Genomic DNA, 18,286 nt, shown 5'->3' on the forward strand with positions numbered 1-18,286 from the left:
CATCGCCACAAGGAGAACACATGTCCGAAGACATCGTCATCTGCGAACCCGTCCGCTCGGCAGTAGGCGGCTACGGCGGCCAGTTCAAGGACATCGCCCCGGAGGAGCTGGGCACCCAGGTCGTCACCGCCCTCCTCGAGCGCACCGGCATCGACCCCGAGGTCGTCGACGACGTCATCTTCGGCCAGTGCTACCCGCAGATGGAGGCCCCGGCCCTCGGCCGTGTCGTCGCCCTGAACTCCGGCATGCCCGTCACCGTGCCCGGCCGCCAGGTCGACCGCCGCTGCGGCTCCGGCCTGCAGGCCGTCATCGACGGCATGGCCGCGATCGTCACCGGGGGCGCCGAGGTCGTCATCGCAGGCGGCGCGGAGACCATGAGCCGTGCGAGCTTCTTCAACGAGAACATCCGCTGGGGCATCCGCGGCGGCAACGTCGAGCTCAAGGACAGCCTGGTCCGCGGCCGGCTGACCGCAGGCGGCAAGAACTACCCGGTGCCCGGCGGCATGATCGAGACCGCTGAGAACCTGCGCCGCGAATACGGCATCTCCCGCGAGGAGCAGGACCGGCTCGCCGTCGAATCCCACCGCCGCGCCGCCGCCGCAGCGGAGAACGGCACCTTCGCCGAGGAGATCGTCCCGATCACCATCCCGGCCACCCGCAAGAAGCCCGAGCAGCAGATCACCCTCGATGAGCACATCCGCCCGGACTCCAGCCTGGAGACCCTGGCCAAGCTCAAGCCGATCATGGGCAAGCAGGACTCCGAGGCCACCGTCACCGCCGGCAACGCCTCCGGCCAGAACGACGGCGCCGCGGCCTGCATCGTGACCACGCGCTCGAAGGCCGAGGAGCTCGGCCTGAAGCCGCTGGCCCGCTTCGTCAGCTGGGGCCTGGGCGGCGTCGAGCCCAGCCGGATGGGAATCGGCCCGGTGCCGGCCGTCGCGCGCGCCCTCGACCGCGCCGAGCTCACCATCAAGGACATCGACCTCATCGAGCTCAACGAGGCCTTCGCCGCGCAGGCGCTGGCATGCACGCGCGAGTGGAACTTCGGCGAGAAGGACTTCGAGCGGATGAACGTCAACGGCTCCGGCATCTCGCTGGGCCACCCGGTCGGCGCGACCGGCGTGCGCATCCTCACCACCCTGCTGCGCGAGATGGACCGCCGAGGCGCCCGCTACGGTGTGGAGACCATGTGCATCGGCGGCGGCCAGGGCCTGGCAGCCGTGTTCGAGCGGGTCGAGGCCTGATGCCGGTCCAGCCGCTCGCCGGAGTCACCGTCTTCGAGAACGACTCCTTCGTCGCCGGCCCATCGGCCTGCCTGGCGCTGAGCCAGCTCGGCGCTCAGGTCATCAAGATCGACCCCATCAAGGGCGGACCCGACATCGACCGCTGGCCGATCACCCCGGAAGGCCGCTCCATCTACTGGGGCTCGCTCAACCGCAACAAGCGCTCCGTCGCGATCGACCTGCGCAGCGAGGAGGGCCAGGAGCTCGCCCAGGCGCTCATCACCTCGCCCGGCGACGACTCCGGGGTGTTCGTCGAGAACAACGTCGGCCGCCCGTTCCTGTCGGATGAGGTGCTGCGCGCCAAGCGCGCCGACCTCGTCCACGTCAAGGTGCAGGGCTCGGCCGACGGCGGTCCGGGAGTGGACTACACCGTCAACGCCGAGGCCGGCATCCCGATGATCACCGGCCCGACCGGGGTCGAGGGGCCGAGCAACCACGCCCTGCCCGCGTGGGACCTCGTGTGCGGGCAGGCCGCGGTGACGGCGGTCGTGACGGGCCTCTACCATCGCCGGGCGACCGGTGAGGGCCTCTACCAGGAGATCGCGCTCAAGGACATCGCGCTGGCGGCCGTGGCCAACCTCGGCTGGTACACGGAGACCCTGCAGCCGGCCGGCGAGCGGACCAAGCACGGCAACCACATCTTCGGATCCTTCGGCACGAACTTCGCCACCGGGGACGAGCGCCACGTCATGGTCACCGCGATCACCAGGCGTCAGTGGTCCAACCTCGTCAAGGTCACCGGGATGTCGGACGTGGTGGCGGCGCTCGAGCGCTCGCTGAGCACCGACTTCACCGAGGAGACCAACCGGTACACCTACCGCGAGGTTCTCGAAGCGCTGCTCAAGCCGTGGTTCGCCTCGCGGACCGCGAACCAGATCACTGCCGACCTCGAGGGCTCGGGAGTCCTGTGGGCCCCCTACTCCTCACTCGGCGAAGTGACACAGGACGCCCTCGCGGGCGACGGGGCCGGCGTGCTGCGCACGCTGGAATCCGATGCACTGGGCACCATGCTGGTCGGCGCCTCGCCGATCCGGGTGGACGGCGAATACCTCGCCGACGAGAAGCCGACCGTGTTCGGGGCGGACACCGCCGAAGTGCTCTCCGAACGCCTCGGCTTGGGATCTGCTGAGATCGGCCGACTCTGTGATGAAGGCATCATCGCCAGTTGATAACGTAAGAGAACTATTCCCATTCGACTGTGCGCACGCGTGCGCTCGAACGGGTGACACGATCCTTAGGAAAGGACACAGCTCCACATGCGGATTGTAACTTTTGTCAAGTACGTCCCGGACGCAGCCGGCGACCGCTCCTTCGAGTCGGACAACACCGTCGATCGCTCGGTCGACGGTCTGCTCTCCGAGCTCGACGAGTACGCGGTGGAGGCCGCCCTGCAGATCGCAGACGACGCTGATGACGCCGAGGTCATCGCCCTGACCGTGGGTCCGGACGATGCCGTCGACGCCGTGCGCAAGTCCCTGCAGATGGGCGCGGACATGGGCGTGCACGTCCTCGACGACGCCCTCGAGGCCACCGATGCGCTCGGCACCTCGAAGACGCTGGCCGCTGCGGTCAGGAAGGTCGAGGAAGAGGAGGGACCGGTCGACCTCATCATCACCGGTCTGTCCTCCACCGACGGCCAGATGTCCGTCGTCCCGGTGCAGGTCGCCGAGCTGCTCGGCCGCCCCGCCGCCACCCAGGCCTCCGCGCTGGAGGTGACCGGCAGCACCGCCAAGATCCGCCGTGACGGTGACACCGCCTCGGAGCACATCGAGGTCGCGCTGCCGGCCCTGGTCTCCGTGACCGACCAGATCAACGACCCGCGCTACCCCTCCTTCAAGGGCATCATGGCCGCCAAGAAGAAGCCGCTCGAGGAGTACGACCTCGAAGAGCTCGGCCTGGACGCCTCCGAGGTCGGAACCGCCGGCGCCGCCACCGAGGTCGTCGAAGTCGTCGCTGCTCCCCCGCGCACCGCCGGTGAAGTCGTCACCGACGAGGGCGACGGCGGCACCAAGCTGGTCGAATGGCTGGCCTCCAAGAAGCTCGTCTGATCAGCGCCCGACGCTCTCGATACGCACAGACCCCACCTGCAAAGGGATTGATTACACACCATGTCTGAAGTTCTCGTTCTCGTAGACCATGTGGGCGGCGAGGTCCGCAAGTCCACCCTCGAACTGCTCACCATCGCCAAGCCACTCGGCGAGCCCGTCGCAGTCTTCATCGGCGATGCCGCCGCAGGCGAGGCCGCTGCCGGCCGACTCGGAGAGTACGGCGCCGAGAAGGTGCTCGTCGCCTCGGACCCGGCTTACTCGGAGTACCTCGTGGCACCCCACGCCGAGCTGCTGGCCAACCTCATCGAGACCCGCCAGCCCGCCGGCGTGCTCGTCCCGGCCACCGCCGACGGCCGTGAGATCGCAGCACGGGCCGCCGTTCGCACCAACTCCGGCGTGATCACCGACGCCAACGCGGTGGCAGACGGCTTCGTCGCCACCCAGTCGGTCTTCGCCGGCTCCTACACCGTGACCGGCAGGGTCATCAAGGGCACCCCGATCGTGGCAGTCAAGCCGAACTCGGTCGCCCCGGAGGCCAACGCCGGCGCAGGCACCGTCGAGACGGTCGACTTCGCGCCGTCCGACGCGGCGAAGACCGCCAAGATCGTCTCCGTCGAGGAGAAGCCGGCATCCGGTCGCCCGCAGCTGACCGAGGCGCCCATCGTGGTGTCCGGCGGCCGCGGCACCAACGGCGACTTCGGCCCCGTCGAGGAGCTCGCCGACGCTCTCGGCGCTGCCGTCGGCGCCTCGCGCGCGGCAGTCGACGCGGGCTGGTACCCGCACGCCAACCAGGTCGGCCAGACCGGCAAGACGGTCTCGCCGCAGCTGTACGTGGCCGCCGGCATCTCCGGCGCCATCCAGCACCGCGCGGGCATGCAGACCTCGAAGAACATCGTCGCCATCAACAAGGACGACGAGGCTCCGATCTTCGAGCTCGCCGACTTCGGCGTGGTGGGCGACCTGTTCCAGGTCCTCCCCCAGGCCACCGAGGCGGTCAAGGCCCGCAAGTGATCCTGCGCGGGTGACCCCACGGGGGTGACCCGCGCGGGTGGCTTGCGCGAGCCACCCCCACCCCACCGAATAGTGGTCAGAGAAGTCCGGTTTTCCACGTGAAAGCCGGACTTTTCTGCCCTTCAGATCGACGATTTCGGACTTCTCTGACCTTCGGATTCGCAGTTTCGAACGTTTCTGACCTTTCGATTGGATCTACAGTTTCGAACGTTTCTGACCTTCGGATCTGCGCTCACGGGGTTTCAGCCCTGGTCGTCTGTCAGGCGGGGCAGGGGCGAGTCGGGGTCGAACTCAGCCACCGAGTCGACTTCGCCGTTCGCGCCGATCAGGGTGATCCGTCCCGGCTCCCCCATCTGCCAAGCCGTGCCCAGCTGTCCAACCTCCCCATGCTTCCCAGCCTTGCCCAGCCGCACGGCTTCCCCCAGCCCAGCCTCCCGCGGTGCCCGCACGTGGGCGCCGGCTGCCACAATGCAGTTGCGCAGCCGCACCCCGGAATCGATCCTCACGCTCTCCAGCAGCACACTGTCGATCACCTCGGCATCCGCAGCCACCTCGCCGTCGACGCCGACGACCGAGTGCTCCACTCGCCCGTCGACGAAGGCTCCGCCGGCCACGAACGAGTCCCTGACCTGAGCCCGAGCCCCCAGGTGTGCGGGCGTGCGCTGGGGCTGCGCCGACAGCAGCGGCCAGCCGGCATCGGAGAGGTCGAGCGCATCGCCGTCGATGAGCTGCAGGTTGGCGGTCCAGTAGGACTGCAGAGTGCCCAGGTCCATCCAGTACCCGCCCAGCTCATGAGCGACGACCTTCTTCGCCTCCAGGACGTGCGGAAGGAGCTCGGCGCCGTAGTCGCTGAGCTGCTCGTACTCCTCGAGCAGCGACTGGAGCGCGGAGAACAGCGCCTCTGCCCGGTAGAGGAAGACCTCGGTGACGACGGAGCCGTCGCGGCGACCTTCGGGCTTGTCGGCGAAGTCGACCACCACACCCTCGGAATCGACCTCGACCACGCCGTAACGCGAGATGTCGCCGCTGCGATCAGTGGTGACGATCGTGAGATCGGCGGCTGCCGCCTCGTGGGTGTCGAAGACGTCGAGGAAGTTCAGCCGGTAGAGGTGGTCGGCGCTGAGCACCAGCACGTGGTCGGGGTCGAATTCCCGCATCGCCTCAAGCTGCCGGGCCAGGGAGTCCGCGTTGCCGCGGGCGAATCCCTCTCCCTGGGCGCCCTCGAACGGCGGCACCACCACGAGGCCGCCGTGCGAGCGGTCGAGGTCCCAGGGTCTGCCGTTGTCCAGATAGGAGTTGAGTCGGCGGGCCTGGTACTGCTCGACGATCCAGACATCCCTGATGTGGGAGTGAGCGAGATTGCTCAGCGATACGTCGATCAAGTTGTATGTTCCCCCGATCGGCAGCGTCGGCTTGGGCCGGCTATCGGTCAGCGCTTCGAGCCCGCCGCCTCTGCCGCCGGCGAGGATGACTGCGAGTATCCGGGGGATTTTCATAGCGGCAATGCTACTTGGCAGAACCCTGCACGGCGGGCAGTGTCGCGGGGCCGGCAGCTGCCGCCGTAGACTGCCAGCGTGGGTACGCAGAAGCGCAGGAGCAGCAGGAGACTTGGCCGAAGAGCGCGCAGCAGCGCTGCGGACAGCCGGACGGCCCGCGGCAGCAGCGCCGGCGGGCCGCGGACCGCTCCCCGCCGGCTCACCAAGACGTCCTGGAAGTACGCCTGGGCGCGCACGGTGCAGCAGTTCCGGCTCGATCGCAGGACTCATACCGCCGCACAGCTGTCGTTCTACTTCCTCCTGGCTGCGGTGCCCGGCCTGACCGCGATCCTCTCGATCTTCAATGTGTTCGGCGAGGGGCCCGAGACCGTCACGCGGATTCTCGATCGGGTTGAGCAGGCGTCCGGGCAGGAGGCCGCCGCCCAGCTCGAGCAGCCCCTCATGGACCTGGTGCAGTCGCCGGCCGGCGGTGCCGCCTTCGTCATCGGCATCCTCGTCGCGCTGTGGTCGGCGAGCAAGTACGTGTCCGCGTTCGGCCAGGACATCAACGACGTCTACGACATGCCCGAAGGCCGTCCGCTGTGGCTGCGTCGCCTGCAGACCTTCCTGGTCACCATCCTCGCGATCGTCATGGTCGTCGCAATCGTCGCCTGCGTCGTCGGATCCAGCAGCCTCGTCGAAGCGCTGGGCTTCAGCGGCACCGCCGCCACCGTCTGGATGTGGACCCGCTTCCCGCTGGCGGTGATCCTCACCCTGCTGCTGATCGCGCTGCTCTACCTGACCACCAGCAACGTCAAGCGCCCCGCCCTCAACCCGGCCACGCTCGGCGCTCTGATCGCGCTGCTGTCCTGGATCGTCCTCAGCGGCGCTCTGTATCTCTACGCGGTCGTGATCGGCGGATTCAGCTCGACCTACGGCTCGATGGCCGGCGTCCTCATCATCCTGTTCTGGCTCTGGCTGTCCAATATGGCGCTGCTGTTCGGCGCGCAGTTCGACGCCGAGGTGGAACGCGTCCGCCAGCTCCAGGCCGGCATCCGAGCCGAGGATGTCATCCAGCTGGCGCCTCGGTCCCGGAAGAAGATCGTCCGCGATGCCCGCACCCACGCCCGCTTCCAGGGCCGTGGGCGAGCCCTGCGGGAGAGCGCAGGGGCCACGGACGGCGACGAGAAGGCGCTGCCGGTATAGACTGAATCACGAACCGGCAAGCGCTTTCGCGCAGATCCGCGAAGGCAAGGACCCTTGCCGTGGACGACAGCGCGTCGACAGCGGCGCCGAACCCCTTGGGAGGGACAGTGAAGAAGCGTCTCATACTGCTGGCAGGTATCGGAGCCGGGTTCGTCCTCGGTTCGCGTGCGGGCCGGCAGAGCTACGAAAAGCTCAAGAGCCAGGTCGAGGAATGGTGGAGTGACCCACGGGTGCAGGACTCGATCCACAAGGCCACGGACACCGTGAAGGAACAGGCTCCCGCTGTCGCCGGCAAGGTGCAGAGCGCGGCAGGATCCGCCGCCGGCACAGTCCAGGGCAAGGTCGAGGACTTCAAGGCCGGCCGCGAGCAGAAGAAGGCCGAGAAGGCAGGCGACGACGCCGACGAGGCTGCGGAATCGGCTCCCTCGGAGGAGGACGCGAAAGCCGCTCTCGGGGTCGACGTCACCGAAGCCGACCTCACCGGAGCCGATGACCGGCCGATCACGCTCGACGACGTCGAGAACGAGGACGAGCTGATCCTCGACGACTCGATCTCCCAGCCGCGCACCGGACCGGTCGACGCCGGACCCGGCGCAGAACGCGACTGAGACGCAGCAGGACCGAGCCCCGGCGGGATTTCTCCCGCCGGGGCAGTTTTTTCCGGCACTGGCCTTCTGGTCGCCGGCGATGCCGCGTGGACTCCTGCGATCAGTCTTCCGCGGGGACGACCGCTCTCCCGCACTGTCGTCCCGCCGGCGAGAGCGCTACTGCAGGGAACTCGTCAGGCGGGCGAGGCTTTCCACGTACTTCCTCCCGATCGACCGCTCGCGCCACGCCGCGACATCGAGTTCGACCGAGTTCTCGCGGTAGTCGTCGAGCTCGAGCTGATACATCCGGGCGGTGAACTCCTTGTCGACGATGAACAGCGACACCTCCATGTTCAGCGCGAACGACCGCTCGTCCATATTCGAGGACCCGATGATCGTCACCTCGTCATCGATGAGGACGAACTTCGAGTGGAGCACCGTGGGCGCGTGGTATTCGAAGATGCGCACTCCGGCGTCGACCAGATCGTCATAGTAGGACTGCTGCGCCTTCTGGGTGATCGCGTTGTTGCTCGTCGCTCCGACGTACAGGCGGACGTCGACCCCCGAGCGCGATTCCGTGACCATCGCCTTCATCAGCGACTCATCGGGCACGAAGTACGGCGAGCAGATCACCACAGAGTGATTGGCGTTGTAGATCAGGTGGTTGAACAGCATCAGGTTATTCTCGAGCTCGAATCCGGGGCCGCTGGGCACCACCTGCGCCATCACCCCCGAGTCGTGTGACGACTCGATCGTCTCCTCGTATTCGTCGGCCAGGATGTCTCCGGTCTCCGCGTACCAGTCCGAGGCGAACACCGCGTTGAGCTCGGCCACCACCGGCCCGGTGCACCTGACCGCCAGGTCCTTCCACTGGAAGCCCTTGCGCACGTTGGACTTCTTGTTGTACGAGCGGTCGATGACGTTGAGCGAACCCGTATACGCGACCTCACCGTCGACGACCAGGATCTTCCGATGGTTGCGCAGATCGGGCCGTTGGTACTCCAACCGCCAGGGCCTGATCGGCAGGCACCGGCGCCATGAGATGCCCGAGGCGTCGAGCTGCTTGACGAGCTCGGAGTACCCCGGGTAACCGGCCGAGCCGAGGTGATCGATGAGGATCCGCACCTTGACCCCGCGCGCATGGGCGGCGAACAGGGACTCCAGCAGAGGAGCCGTGGTCTCGTCCATCGCCACGATGTAGAACTCGAAGTGGACGTATGTCGTGGCCCTGTCAACCTCGGCGGCCATGTCGAGGTAGCACTGGTGGTTGTCCTCCTGGAGGGAGAACTCGTTGCCATGCGTCATGGGCAGAGCGCCGAGGGAGTAATTCAGCTGTGCCGAGGTGGCCAGCGGCAGGGGAAGGTGCTCGGATCGACCGAGGATCGCCTTCTCCTCGGTCCCCTCACGGATGTAGTCGTTGATCCTGCTCTGCTTCTCGCGCCTGCTGCGAGGCAGCTTCGTGGAGCCGAAGATGAGGAATGCGAGGATGCCGACGTAGGGAATCAGGAAGATCGCCATCAGCCAGCCGAGTGCCGTCGTCGGCTTGCGCCGGTACGGGATCCATCCGAGGGCGACGAAGCGGATCACGAGGTCCACCGCGATGATGATGCCCGCCACCCAGGTGGGCCAATCAGCGCTGGCGGTAATGAGGAACAAGGGATCCACGGGGTCTCGTCACTTCTGAAGCGGACTGGGGCATCTTCGTCATCCTATCCGGCTGATGCCCCGGATCGGACTCGATCCGGGGCATCAGCAGAGCGCTCGCGGCCGCAGGAGGCGCCGGCGACTCCGAGGAGCAGCGCAGGTGATCAGATGTGGCGGCCGCCGGCGATCTCCAGCACGGTGCCGGACATGTACGACGACATGTCGGAGGCCAGGAACACCACCACCGAGGCGACCTCGCTGGGCTCACCGGCGCGGCCCATCGGGATCTCGGCGAGCTTGGCGTCGATGACGTCCTGACGCATCGCAGCGGTCATCGCGGTGTTGATGAAGCCGGGCTGGATGGCGTTGACGCGCACGTTCTTGAATCCGACCTCCTTCGCGGCGGCCTTGGTCATGCCGACGATCCCGGCCTTGGCGGCCGAGTAGTTGGTCTGGCCGAGCATGCCGACCTTGCCGGAGATCGAGGACACGTTGATGATCGAGCCGCCGCTGTCCTGCTCGCGCATGATCCCCGAGGCGGTCTTCAGGCCGTTCCAGGTACCGCGCACGTGCACGGCGATGACCTGGTCGAACTGCTCCTCGGTCATCTTCCGCATGGTGGCGTCGCGGGTGATGCCGGCGTTGTTGACCATGACATCGAGCGAGCCGAACCGGTCCACGGCGGTCTGGGCGAGCGCCTCGACCTGGCCCAGGTCGACGACGTTGCATGCCTGACCGACGGCGCGGTCGCCCACGCCGAGCTTCTCGGCGGCGGCGGCGACGGCTTCCTCATTGAGGTCACCGAGGACGACGTTGGCGCCTTCGGCGACGAACGCCTCGGCGATCGCGTAGCCCAGGCCCTGTGCGGCTCCGGTGATGACAGCGGTGCGGCCTTCGAGCAGACCCATAGTGACTCCTTAAGTTTCGAGCGCGGCCGGATCCCGGCCTGTGCAATGTATGTGACGAGTGGAGGGAGGGTGGTGTGCGGAGCAGTGCGGTGACGGGCGGAGGCGCCTCAGCGGACCAGGATCAGCGTCCGCTGAAGCGCGGGCTGCGCTTCTCGAAGAAGGCGGCCTTGCCCTCGGTGAAGTCGGCGGTGAAGAACAGCTCCCGCTGGCCTGCCGCCTCGGCGGCCAGCGCCTCTTCGAGAGTCGGGGTGCCCCCGGCGAGCGCCTGCTTGATCCAGCTCACGGAGCCCGGCGCCCGCTGGGCCATCCGGCCCGCGGTCTCGAGTGCGACGGGAAGCGCCTGACCGTCCTCGACCAGCTGGTCGACGAGGCCCCACGCTGCTCCGTCCTCAGCACCGATCGGGTCACCGGCGAGCATGAGCCGACGGGCCCGTGCCGACCCCACCCGGGCGGGCAGCAGCGAGAGCAGCCCGCCGTCGGGCACGATGCCCAGCCGCGAGAACGGCAGCAGGAACTTCGCGCCGGCGCCGGCCACGACCACGTCGCAGGCGCACGCCAGCCCCACCGAGGCGCCCGCGGCAGCCTTCTCCACAGCCGCGACGGTGATGACCGGAAGGCCGGCGACCAGCCGGATGAATTCCGCGACCGCCCCCATCCGCTCATCACTGGCCCCGGGGCTGGGCGGCGGCATGGTCGCCAGGTCGCCGCCGGCGGAGAACACGCCCTCGGCCCCGGTGAAGACCACGGCGCGCACCCCGGCCGGCAGAGGGTCGAGTGCCGCGACGATCTCGCTGCGCATCTCCGCGCCCAGCGGATTGCGCCGCGCCGGCTCGTTGAAGGTGACGGTCAGAATGCCGTCGGCCACCTCGGTGAGGATCAGGCTCATGCCGAATGCACGTCCTTGTGGGCTCCCTTGAGGAGCTGGCGGGCGATGACGAGCTTCTGGATCTCCGAGGTGCCCTCGTAGATCCGGAACAGCCGGGCGTGGCGGTAGAAGCGCTCGATCGAGGTCTCGCGCATGTAGCCCATGCCGCCGAACACCTGCACGCCCCGGTCCGCGACGCGGCCGAGCATCTCGGAGGCGAACAGCTTGCAGGAGCTGGGACCGAGCTTGCGGTCGGCGCCCTCGTCCCAGCGCCTGGCTGCGGCGAGCACCATCTCGCGAGCTGCGGACAGCTCGGCGTAGGACTCCGCCAGCAGTGCCTGGACGAGCTGGAACTCGCCGATCGGGGTCCCGCCCTGCTTGGCGACCTTGGCGTGCTCGACGGAGTCGTCGAGGATGCGGGTGGCCTGGCCCACGCACATCGCGGCGATGTGCAGGCGGCCCTTGTTGAGCGAGGCCATGGCGGCCTTGAAGCCGACTTCCTCCTGGCCGCCGACGAGGTACTTCGACGGGACGCGCACGTCATCGAAGAAGATCTCGGAGGTCCAGGCGCCGGCCTGACCCATCTTCTTATCCTTGGGCCCGACGGTGACGCCCTGGGACTCGGTGGGCACGAGGAAGACGGAGATGCCCTTGGTGCCGGTCGCATCGGGGTTGGTGCGGGCGAAGACCATGAGCACGTCGGACATCGCGGCGTTGGTGATGAACCGCTTGGAGCCGTTGATGATGTAGTCGTCGCCGTCCTTGACCGCCTTGGTGGTCAGACCGGAGGGGTCCGATCCGGCGTCCGGCTCGGTGAGCGCGAAGGAGGCGATCGCCTCGCCCGAGGCGATCTTGGGCAGCCATTCCTGCTTCTGCTGGTCGGTGCCGTAGTTGACGAGCACCTGACCGGCGATTCCGTTGTTGGTGCCGAACAGCGAGCGGAACGACGGCGTGGTGTAGCCGAGCTCGAAGGCGAGCATCGCGTCCTGGTAGGCGTTGAAGCCCAGCCCGCCGAACTCCTCGGGGATCGCCCAGCCGAACAGGCCCATCTCGGCGGACTGCTCGCGGATCTCCGCGGGGATCTCGTCGGTGTCCTCGATTTCGAGTTCGCGGGGAACGACCTGTTCGCGCACGAATTCGCGCACCGTGGTCAGAATGTGCTTGAGATCGGAATCGTCCATGTTCTTCTTTCTCTTCGTGCTCTTCGAGTGGTGCTTACGTGCGCGAGGCGCCTGCTCAGTCCTCTTCGACCATGAGGGTCACGGCTTCGGCGATGCACGCCGGGCGGTCCGAGCCCTCGATCTCGATGACGTGGTTCATGACCACCTGGACGCCGGAGCTCTTCCGCTCGACCTCCTTCAGGGAGACGACGTCACGGACCTTCGAACCGGCAGGCACCGGCTTCGGGAAGCGGACCTTGTTGAGGCCGTAGTTGATCTTCATCTTCATGCCGGAGACGTCCATGACCTCGGCGCCCAGGCGGGGCAGCAGCGAGAGGGTCAGGAAGCCGTGGGCGATCGTCGAACCGAACGGACCGGCCTTGGCCCTCTCCTCGTCGATGTGGATCCACTGGTGATCACCGGTGGCGTCGGCGAACAGGTTGATCATCTCCTGATCGATCGTCACCCACGAGCTCTCACCGAGCTGCTGGCCGATGAGGGTCTCGAGTTCGGCCATTCCCTGGATTGTTCGCATCTTTGCGTCTCCTCAGACGTAGTAGTTGGCACTGACGGCGGCTCCGCGCAGGGGCCAGAGTGCAGCCTCCACGCATTCTTGCCTGAACCAGTATTAATGAAGTCGGACTATTTGTGTTTTCGGTAACAGTGTAGCCTGCAGGGAAGAAGTTCGGTAGTCATCGTCCGCGCTGGACACGCACCCCGCCTCGTCATGGGCCGGGGTACAGTATCGAACAGGCACGCGATCCCGCGAGGCACGGGCGCCTCGGGGACAAGAGACCGCGATCGGCCCTCGCCTCAGCGGGTGGTGGGCAGGCCGCACGAGGAGGACCAGATGGTGCGTGAACTCAAGACCGAGGGCAGTGATCGTTCGGATCAGGTGGGCATGAGGACGGGAGTCTCGCTCGCGAGCAACCTGGCAGCCCCCGGCGTCGAGATGCCGGTCCGACCGGCCGTCAGCGTCATCGTCGCCCGCGACACCGCTCGCGGGCTCGAGGTGTTCGTCCAGCACCGGGTGAAGACCATGGACTTCGCCGCCGGCGTCGTCGTGTATCCCGGCGGCCGGGTCGATCCGCAGGACCACGAGGCGGCCGCCGCCCTGGATGTGCCCGATTCCCTCGTCGAGGAGCACGTGGCCGCATGGTCGCGCACCGAGCTCGGAGCCGATCCGACGTTCGCCAGGGCACTCATCGCCACCGCCCAGCGCGAGGTCGGCGAGGAAGCCGGCGCCACCATCCCGCCGTCGGCGCTCAAGCCATGGGCGAACTGGATCACCCCGCCCGGCCGCACCAAGCGCTTCGACACGTACTTCTACGTCGCCCGCGGCGATCAGATCGGCGATATGCGCCATCAGACCACCGAGGCGACCATGTCGGAGTGGATGAACGTCGAGCAGATCCTCCGCGAGGAGGCCGCCGAGCGCCTCAAGCTCATGCGTCCGACCCTCGTCCTGCTCAACGAAGTGCACCACCTCGGCTCGGTCGACGCGCTCATCAGCGCGCAGCGCGAGATCGAGCCGGTGCGGCCGTTCATGCCCGGCAAGCACGGCTGAGGCAGCGTCTCGGGGCGCCTCGCCCGAGCAGGGGACGAGGCGCCCCGTGAGAAGCGCGTCAGAGGCGGCGCGGCCGAGGCCGATCGACTTCCGCCGCGCGCTCAGTACGCCGGCGGGCGCTCCTGCGAGTCGTACGGATAGCGGCGGCGGAAGTCGTCGGCGATGTCGTTGAAGGTCGCCCAGCGCACCCCGTCATGGCCGCTGATGTACTCGATGAGCCGCTCGAGCATGAGCAGCACCTGCGGTCGGCCCGACACGTCCGGGTGGATGGTGATCGGGAAGACCGCGTAGTCGAGCTCCCGGTAGACCCAGTCGAACTGGTCCTTCCAGAGCTGCTCGATGACCTGCGGGCTGACGAAGCCGTGGCTGTTGGCGCTGTTCTTGATGTACATCATCGGCGGCAGGTCGTCGACGTACCAGTTCGCGGCGATCTCGACGAGGTCGACATCCGTGCCGAATTCCAGCGGCTTCATCCACTCGGCCGCGGATTTCGAGTAGTCGATGTTCGTCCAGGTCTCCCCCACTCGCGCGTAGTACGGCACGAAATCGCCGTGACTCTGGGAGTGGTCGTAGGAGAAGCCGAACTCCTTGAGGAGTTCGGCGGTGCGCACGGACATCTCCCACCAGGGGGCGACGTAGCCGCGCGGCGACGTCCCGGTCAGCGCGGACAGCACCTCGACCGACTTCTCCATCACATCGCGCTCCTGCTGGGCAGTCATGTCGACCGGATTCTCGTGCGAATAGCCGTGGGCGCCGATCTCGTGCCCGGCGTCGACGATCATCTTCATCTGGTCCGGAAAGGTCTCGGCGGAGTGACCGGGGACGAACCACGTGGCCGGGAGGTCCCGGCGCCCCAGCATCTTGAGCAGCCGGGGCACCCCCAGCTCACCGGCGAAGATGCCGCGCTGGATGTCGTTGGGCGAGTCCTGCCCGCCGTAGGAGCCCAGCCAGCCGCCGACGGCGTCGATGTCGATTCCGAATGCGCAGTAGATTTCCTTGGCCATTCGAGATGTCCTCTCTCTGTGGGAAGCGCTCCACTCCACGTGGGAGCTCTGCTCCCAGCCAACATGGGACGGCTGCCTGATGCAAGGACCACCCGCGACCCAGGACCACGTACTCCCGCACTCCGGCGGAGGCGTTGGCCCCGCGGAGCCGAAGTCTGACGAGGCTCGGAGACCGCGCCGAGGGACTGCACAGGCGCGCACTGTTAGCCTGGGGGAGATCTGCGTCACAATCGGAAGGGGGTACCGGTGGGCACTCTTGCTGCACTGTGGTCAGCGACCGTGCACTCCAGACCCGGATCCCCCTTCCTCACCTTCCTGTCCCGCTCCGGCGAATCCAACACCTGGTCGTATCGCCAGTTCGACCAGATCGTCGAGCTGACCGCGGGCCGACTGCACCGCCTGGGAGTGGGCAAGGGCGACGCAGTCCACCTCAACCTCCGGAACTCACCAGCCTTCATCATGTGCCTGCTGGCCTGCTCTCGGCTGGGAGCCTGGATCGTGTCGACGGATCCCGGCTCCGCGGCTCGGCAGATCTCCGAGCAGATCTCGCGCACGCAGCCGAGAGTCGGCGTCGTCGGGGTGGACCGACGCTCGGCCTATCACACCGGGGTCGCCCTATCGGACCTGCCGAATCTCACCGTCATCGAGGTCTCCGAGGACGAGCCCGACACCCTCGCCGGCTCCCCGCTGTACTTCGACGGTCGGACAGCAGGTCGGCGAGCAGCCGCCGAGGTGGTGCCCGAGGATCGCCTGGCCGTCGTCTTCACCCCCGGAGCAGACGAACGACAGCGCGCCGTCGTGCTCACCCAGGGCAACTACGCGCGGACGGCGCGACTGGCCGCGAAGCTCGCCGAGCTGCGCCCCGAGCACCGCTGGTTCATCACGCTGCCGCTCTTCCATCCCCACTCCCAGCTGCGCTCCCTGGCGTCTGCGGTGGTGCGCGGCGCCTCGGTCGTCCTCGCCGGGGAGTTCTCGGCATCGACGTGGCAGGCCCAGGCCCGCCGGACGGAGGTCACCCACGCCGCACTGTTCGCGGCACCGATGCGGATGGTGCTTGCCCGCTCCCCTGCGGGGGCGCAGCCGCTCACCCTCGAACACGTGTGGCTCACCGCAGGAGTGGACGCCGAGCAGTCCGGGCGATTCGCACGACTCGTCGGCACCACGCCCCAGGCGGTGTTCGGCACCCCGGAGACCTGCTCCCTCATCACCTGCGGCGACGGCGCGATCGGCGACGCGCTGGGCAGGCCGATTCCCGGTCGGCCGGCATATCTGGCGGACCCCGAATCGCGTGAGCCCGTCCCGGCGGGAACGATCGGCAGCATCGCGATGACGGGACGCCGCGGCGTGGAGCTCTTCGCCGGATACCTCGACGAGCCCCTGGCCACCGCCGAGCGATTCTTCGATTTCGACGGCCGCAGCTGGTTCGACACCGGCATCCTCGCGCGCGAGCTGCCGGCCGGCTCCTGGCAGCGCATCACGAGTTCGGACCGGATCGTCCAGGTGTCCGGAGTCGACGTCTCGCTGCCCGAGGTGGCTGCGCGGATCGAGGGCATGCCGAGTGTCGCGACGGCGGTCGTCGCGGCGGTCCCCCACGACATCCGGGACCACGAGCTCGAGGTCTTCGTGGTCCCGTCCCGGGCGGACGACGCCCCGACCTGCGCTGAGCTGACCGCCTGGGCCGAGGTGAATCTCGCCCCAGCCGCCCGGCCTGCCAGGTGGCGGGTGGTCCCCGAATCTCCGCGGACCCCCGCACCGCTCGGCAGCGAGCAGTCGCCTACGCGGCTCTGAGCCGCCTGCTCCGCCGCCTACTCCGCATTGAAGAGCGCCTGCTCGACCGCCTCGGTGATGTGGCTGGAGCCGACGAGCCCGAGGCCGCCGTCGACGATGTACTGCGCGCCGGTGACATATCCACCCAGCGGCCCGGAGAGCACCGCAGCCATCGCCCCGATCTCCTCCTTGTCGGCGTAGCGGCCCAGCGGGACCGCCTTCTTCCACGCCTCATCGCCGGACTGGGCTGCCAGCCGTGTCATTCCCTCGGTGCCGGACACCGGACCGGGGACCAGCGAGTTCGAGCGGATGCCGTGCGGTCCCCACTCGACGGCGAGGTCCTTCATGAGCATCTCGATGCCGGCTTTCGCCGCGCCCACGTGCGCCTGGTACTTGTTCGCCTTGTACGCCTGACCCGCGGAGATGAACAGCACGGAGCCGCGCGTGCGCTGGAGATAGGGGAAGGCGAAGCGTGCCGTGTGGTAGGCGCCCATGAGATCGATGTCAACCACGGTGCGGAACGCATTCGAGCTCATCTCCTCCGCCCTGGCGTAGAAGTTCCCGGCCGCACCCGCCACCGCGATGCTGATGTCACCGAGCTGTTCGGCGGCGTGGTCGATCGACGCCTGGAGCGCCTCGGGGTCGCGGACGTCGGCGGCCCGGTAGGCGACCGTCCCGCCGAGGGCCTCGAGCTCGGCGGCCGCTCCGGCCAGCCGCTCCTCGGTGCGTCCGCAGATCGCGACGGCGGCCCCGCAGCGGACGAACGCCTTGGCGATCCCGAGGTTGATGCCCGAGCCGCCGCCGGTGATGAAGGCGACCTGGCCCTTGAGCAGCTCCGGCGAGAGGAAGCCGATGGGGTCGTGGACGGAGTCCTGCACCTCGGTCATGAGACGCTCTCCTTCTTCCGGGCGGCCAGCTGCGCCATGCGCCTGTCGACGGCGGCGACCTGCTCGGGGCCGCCCATGAGCTCGGCGAGTGCGTCCTGCTCGGCGTCGAGCCCCTCGGCCAGGTCGACGGTGCCGGCCATGTCGATGAGCTTCTTCGCCCAGACCAGCGCGGAGCGGGACTTGTCGGCGATGTCGCGGCCGATCTCCAGTGCCCGCTCGACTGCGCTGTCCGCGACTTCGTCGGCCAGCCCGATCTCCCCAGCGCGAGCGCCCGAGAACACCTCGCCGGTGAAGGTCAGCAGCTTCGCCTGGGAGGGCCCGACGAGGCGCGGCAGCACCTGGGTGCCGGTCATGTCCGGCACCAGGCCCCAGTTGACCTCCATCATCGACATCTTGGTGTCGGGGGCGACGACGCGCACATCGGCGCCCATCGCGATCTGCAGGCCGCCGCCGAAGGCGACGCCGTGGACGCCGGCGATGACCGGCACCTCGAGCAGGGACCAGATGTGGACGGCCTGCTGGCCCAGCGCACGGGCGGCGCCCACGCGATCGGTCAGGGAGACGGCCGGGTTCTTCTCACCCGTCTTCATCTTGCCGAATTCGCCGAGGTCGAGCCCGGCGCAGAAGGCCCGCCCTTCGCCGGTGAGGACGACGCAGGCGACGTCCGTTCGCCCGCGCAGCCGCTGCCCGATCTCGACGAGATCCTCGAAGACCTCACGGGTGAGGGAGTTGAGCTTCTCGGGGCGGACGAGCTGAACGTGGGCCAGCCGGTCGTCGATCGTCAGCGTGACGGTGCCGTGGGAGGCAGTCTCGGTCATCGTGCTCCTTTGCAGTGACGGATCCGAGCACGAGCCCGGCGGGATCACCGGTCGGC

The 18,286-nt window shown here is 68.1% G+C and carries 17 protein-coding genes; 8 read left to right on the forward strand and 9 right to left on the reverse strand.

The window, feature by feature from the left end; genetic code table 11:
• Positions 1-20: 20 nt before the first annotated feature.
• From LXN01_RS05340 to LXN01_RS05355, 4 genes are all read left to right on the forward strand, one after another.
• Positions 21-1,244 (forward strand): acetyl-CoA C-acetyltransferase, encoded by a 1,224-nt coding sequence (locus LXN01_RS05340; RefSeq protein ID WP_236863544.1) that lies wholly within the window; start codon positions 21-23, stop codon positions 1,242-1,244.
• A complete protein-coding gene (locus LXN01_RS05345; RefSeq protein ID WP_236863545.1) occupies positions 1,244-2,452 on the forward strand; it encodes a CoA transferase in 1,209 nt (402 codons plus the stop codon). The genes LXN01_RS05340 and LXN01_RS05345 overlap by 1 nt, the downstream gene beginning before the upstream one ends.
• An 87-nt stretch (positions 2,453-2,539) precedes the next feature.
• Entirely contained in the window at positions 2,540-3,331 is a 792-nt protein-coding gene (locus LXN01_RS05350; protein WP_236863546.1) for an electron transfer flavoprotein subunit beta/FixA family protein, read from the forward strand.
• A gap of 60 nt (positions 3,332-3,391) precedes the next feature.
• Positions 3,392-4,342, forward strand: coding sequence for an electron transfer flavoprotein subunit alpha/FixB family protein (locus LXN01_RS05355; protein WP_236863547.1), 951 nt, complete (start codon positions 3,392-3,394; stop codon positions 4,340-4,342).
• A 242-nt stretch (positions 4,343-4,584) separates the two neighbouring features.
• Here LXN01_RS05355 and LXN01_RS05360 read toward each other — a convergent pair whose 3' ends face one another.
• Positions 4,585-5,838 (reverse strand): glucose-1-phosphate adenylyltransferase family protein, encoded by a 1,254-nt coding sequence (locus LXN01_RS05360; protein WP_236863548.1) that lies wholly within the window; start codon positions 5,836-5,838, stop codon positions 4,585-4,587.
• A 78-nt stretch (positions 5,839-5,916) separates the two neighbouring features.
• On the opposite strand from LXN01_RS05360, the gene LXN01_RS05365 reads away from it, so the two are divergent.
• Complete coding sequence (locus LXN01_RS05365) at positions 5,917-7,023, forward strand: YihY/virulence factor BrkB family protein (protein WP_236863549.1); 1,107 nt, start codon at positions 5,917-5,919, stop codon at positions 7,021-7,023.
• 107 nt (positions 7,024-7,130) lie between these two features.
• Positions 7,131-7,631 carry a hypothetical protein gene (locus tag LXN01_RS05370; protein WP_236863550.1) on the forward strand — a complete coding sequence of 167 codons (501 nt, stop codon included), beginning with the start codon at positions 7,131-7,133 and terminating at the stop codon, positions 7,629-7,631.
• Between the two features lie 156 nt (positions 7,632-7,787).
• Here LXN01_RS05370 and cls read toward each other — a convergent pair whose 3' ends face one another.
• The 5 genes from cls to LXN01_RS05395 all read right to left on the reverse strand — a co-directional run bounded on the left by cls (position 7,788) and on the right by LXN01_RS05395 (position 12,722).
• Positions 7,788-9,275: a cardiolipin synthase gene (cls, locus tag LXN01_RS05375; protein ID WP_236863551.1), complete on the reverse strand. Its 1,488-nt coding sequence runs from the start codon at positions 9,273-9,275 to the stop codon at positions 7,788-7,790.
• A gap of 143 nt (positions 9,276-9,418) precedes the next feature.
• Positions 9,419-10,162 carry a 3-oxoacyl-ACP reductase FabG gene (fabG, locus tag LXN01_RS05380; RefSeq protein WP_236863552.1) on the reverse strand — a complete coding sequence of 248 codons (744 nt, stop codon included), beginning with the start codon at positions 10,160-10,162 and terminating at the stop codon, positions 9,419-9,421.
• A gap of 121 nt (positions 10,163-10,283) precedes the next feature.
• Positions 10,284-11,048: an enoyl-CoA hydratase/isomerase family protein gene (locus tag LXN01_RS05385; protein WP_236863553.1), complete on the reverse strand. Its 765-nt coding sequence runs from the start codon at positions 11,046-11,048 to the stop codon at positions 10,284-10,286.
• Positions 11,045-12,208, reverse strand: a complete 1,164-nt coding sequence (locus LXN01_RS05390) for an acyl-CoA dehydrogenase family protein (protein ID WP_236863554.1) — start codon at positions 12,206-12,208, stop codon at positions 11,045-11,047. The genes LXN01_RS05385 and LXN01_RS05390 overlap by 4 nt, the downstream gene beginning before the upstream one ends.
• Positions 12,209-12,263: 55 nt before the next feature.
• Positions 12,264-12,722: a MaoC family dehydratase gene (locus LXN01_RS05395; RefSeq protein ID WP_236863555.1), complete on the reverse strand. Its 459-nt coding sequence runs from the start codon at positions 12,720-12,722 to the stop codon at positions 12,264-12,266.
• Positions 12,723-13,037: 315 nt separating this feature from the next.
• Between LXN01_RS05395 and LXN01_RS05400 the strand changes: the two genes are divergently transcribed.
• Positions 13,038-13,754 (forward strand): NUDIX hydrolase, encoded by a 717-nt coding sequence (locus LXN01_RS05400; RefSeq protein ID WP_236863556.1) that lies wholly within the window; start codon positions 13,038-13,040, stop codon positions 13,752-13,754.
• 101 nt (positions 13,755-13,855) lie between these two features.
• Here the strand turns inward: LXN01_RS05400 and LXN01_RS05405 are convergent, their stop codons facing one another.
• A complete protein-coding gene (locus LXN01_RS05405; RefSeq protein WP_236863557.1) occupies positions 13,856-14,758 on the reverse strand; it encodes a polysaccharide deacetylase family protein in 903 nt (300 codons plus the stop codon).
• Between the two features lie 246 nt (positions 14,759-15,004).
• On the opposite strand from LXN01_RS05405, the gene LXN01_RS05410 reads away from it, so the two are divergent.
• Entirely contained in the window at positions 15,005-16,546 is a 1,542-nt protein-coding gene (locus LXN01_RS05410) for an AMP-binding protein (RefSeq protein ID WP_236863558.1), read from the forward strand.
• 17 nt (positions 16,547-16,563) lie between these two features.
• Here the strand turns inward: LXN01_RS05410 and LXN01_RS05415 are convergent, their stop codons facing one another.
• Both LXN01_RS05415 and LXN01_RS05420 read right to left on the reverse strand, forming a co-directional pair.
• Complete coding sequence (locus LXN01_RS05415; RefSeq protein ID WP_236863559.1) at positions 16,564-17,412, reverse strand: SDR family oxidoreductase; 849 nt, start codon at positions 17,410-17,412, stop codon at positions 16,564-16,566.
• On the reverse strand, positions 17,409-18,230 hold the full coding sequence (locus tag LXN01_RS05420; RefSeq protein WP_236863560.1) for a crotonase/enoyl-CoA hydratase family protein: 822 nt from the start codon (positions 18,228-18,230) through the stop codon (positions 17,409-17,411). The genes LXN01_RS05415 and LXN01_RS05420 overlap by 4 nt, the downstream gene beginning before the upstream one ends.
• Positions 18,231-18,286: the final 56 nt, after the last annotated feature.

The sequence above is a fragment of the Brevibacterium daeguense genome (assembly GCF_021729135.1).
Taxonomy (GTDB): Bacteria; Actinomycetota; Actinomycetes; order Actinomycetales; family Brevibacteriaceae; genus Brevibacterium; species Brevibacterium daeguense.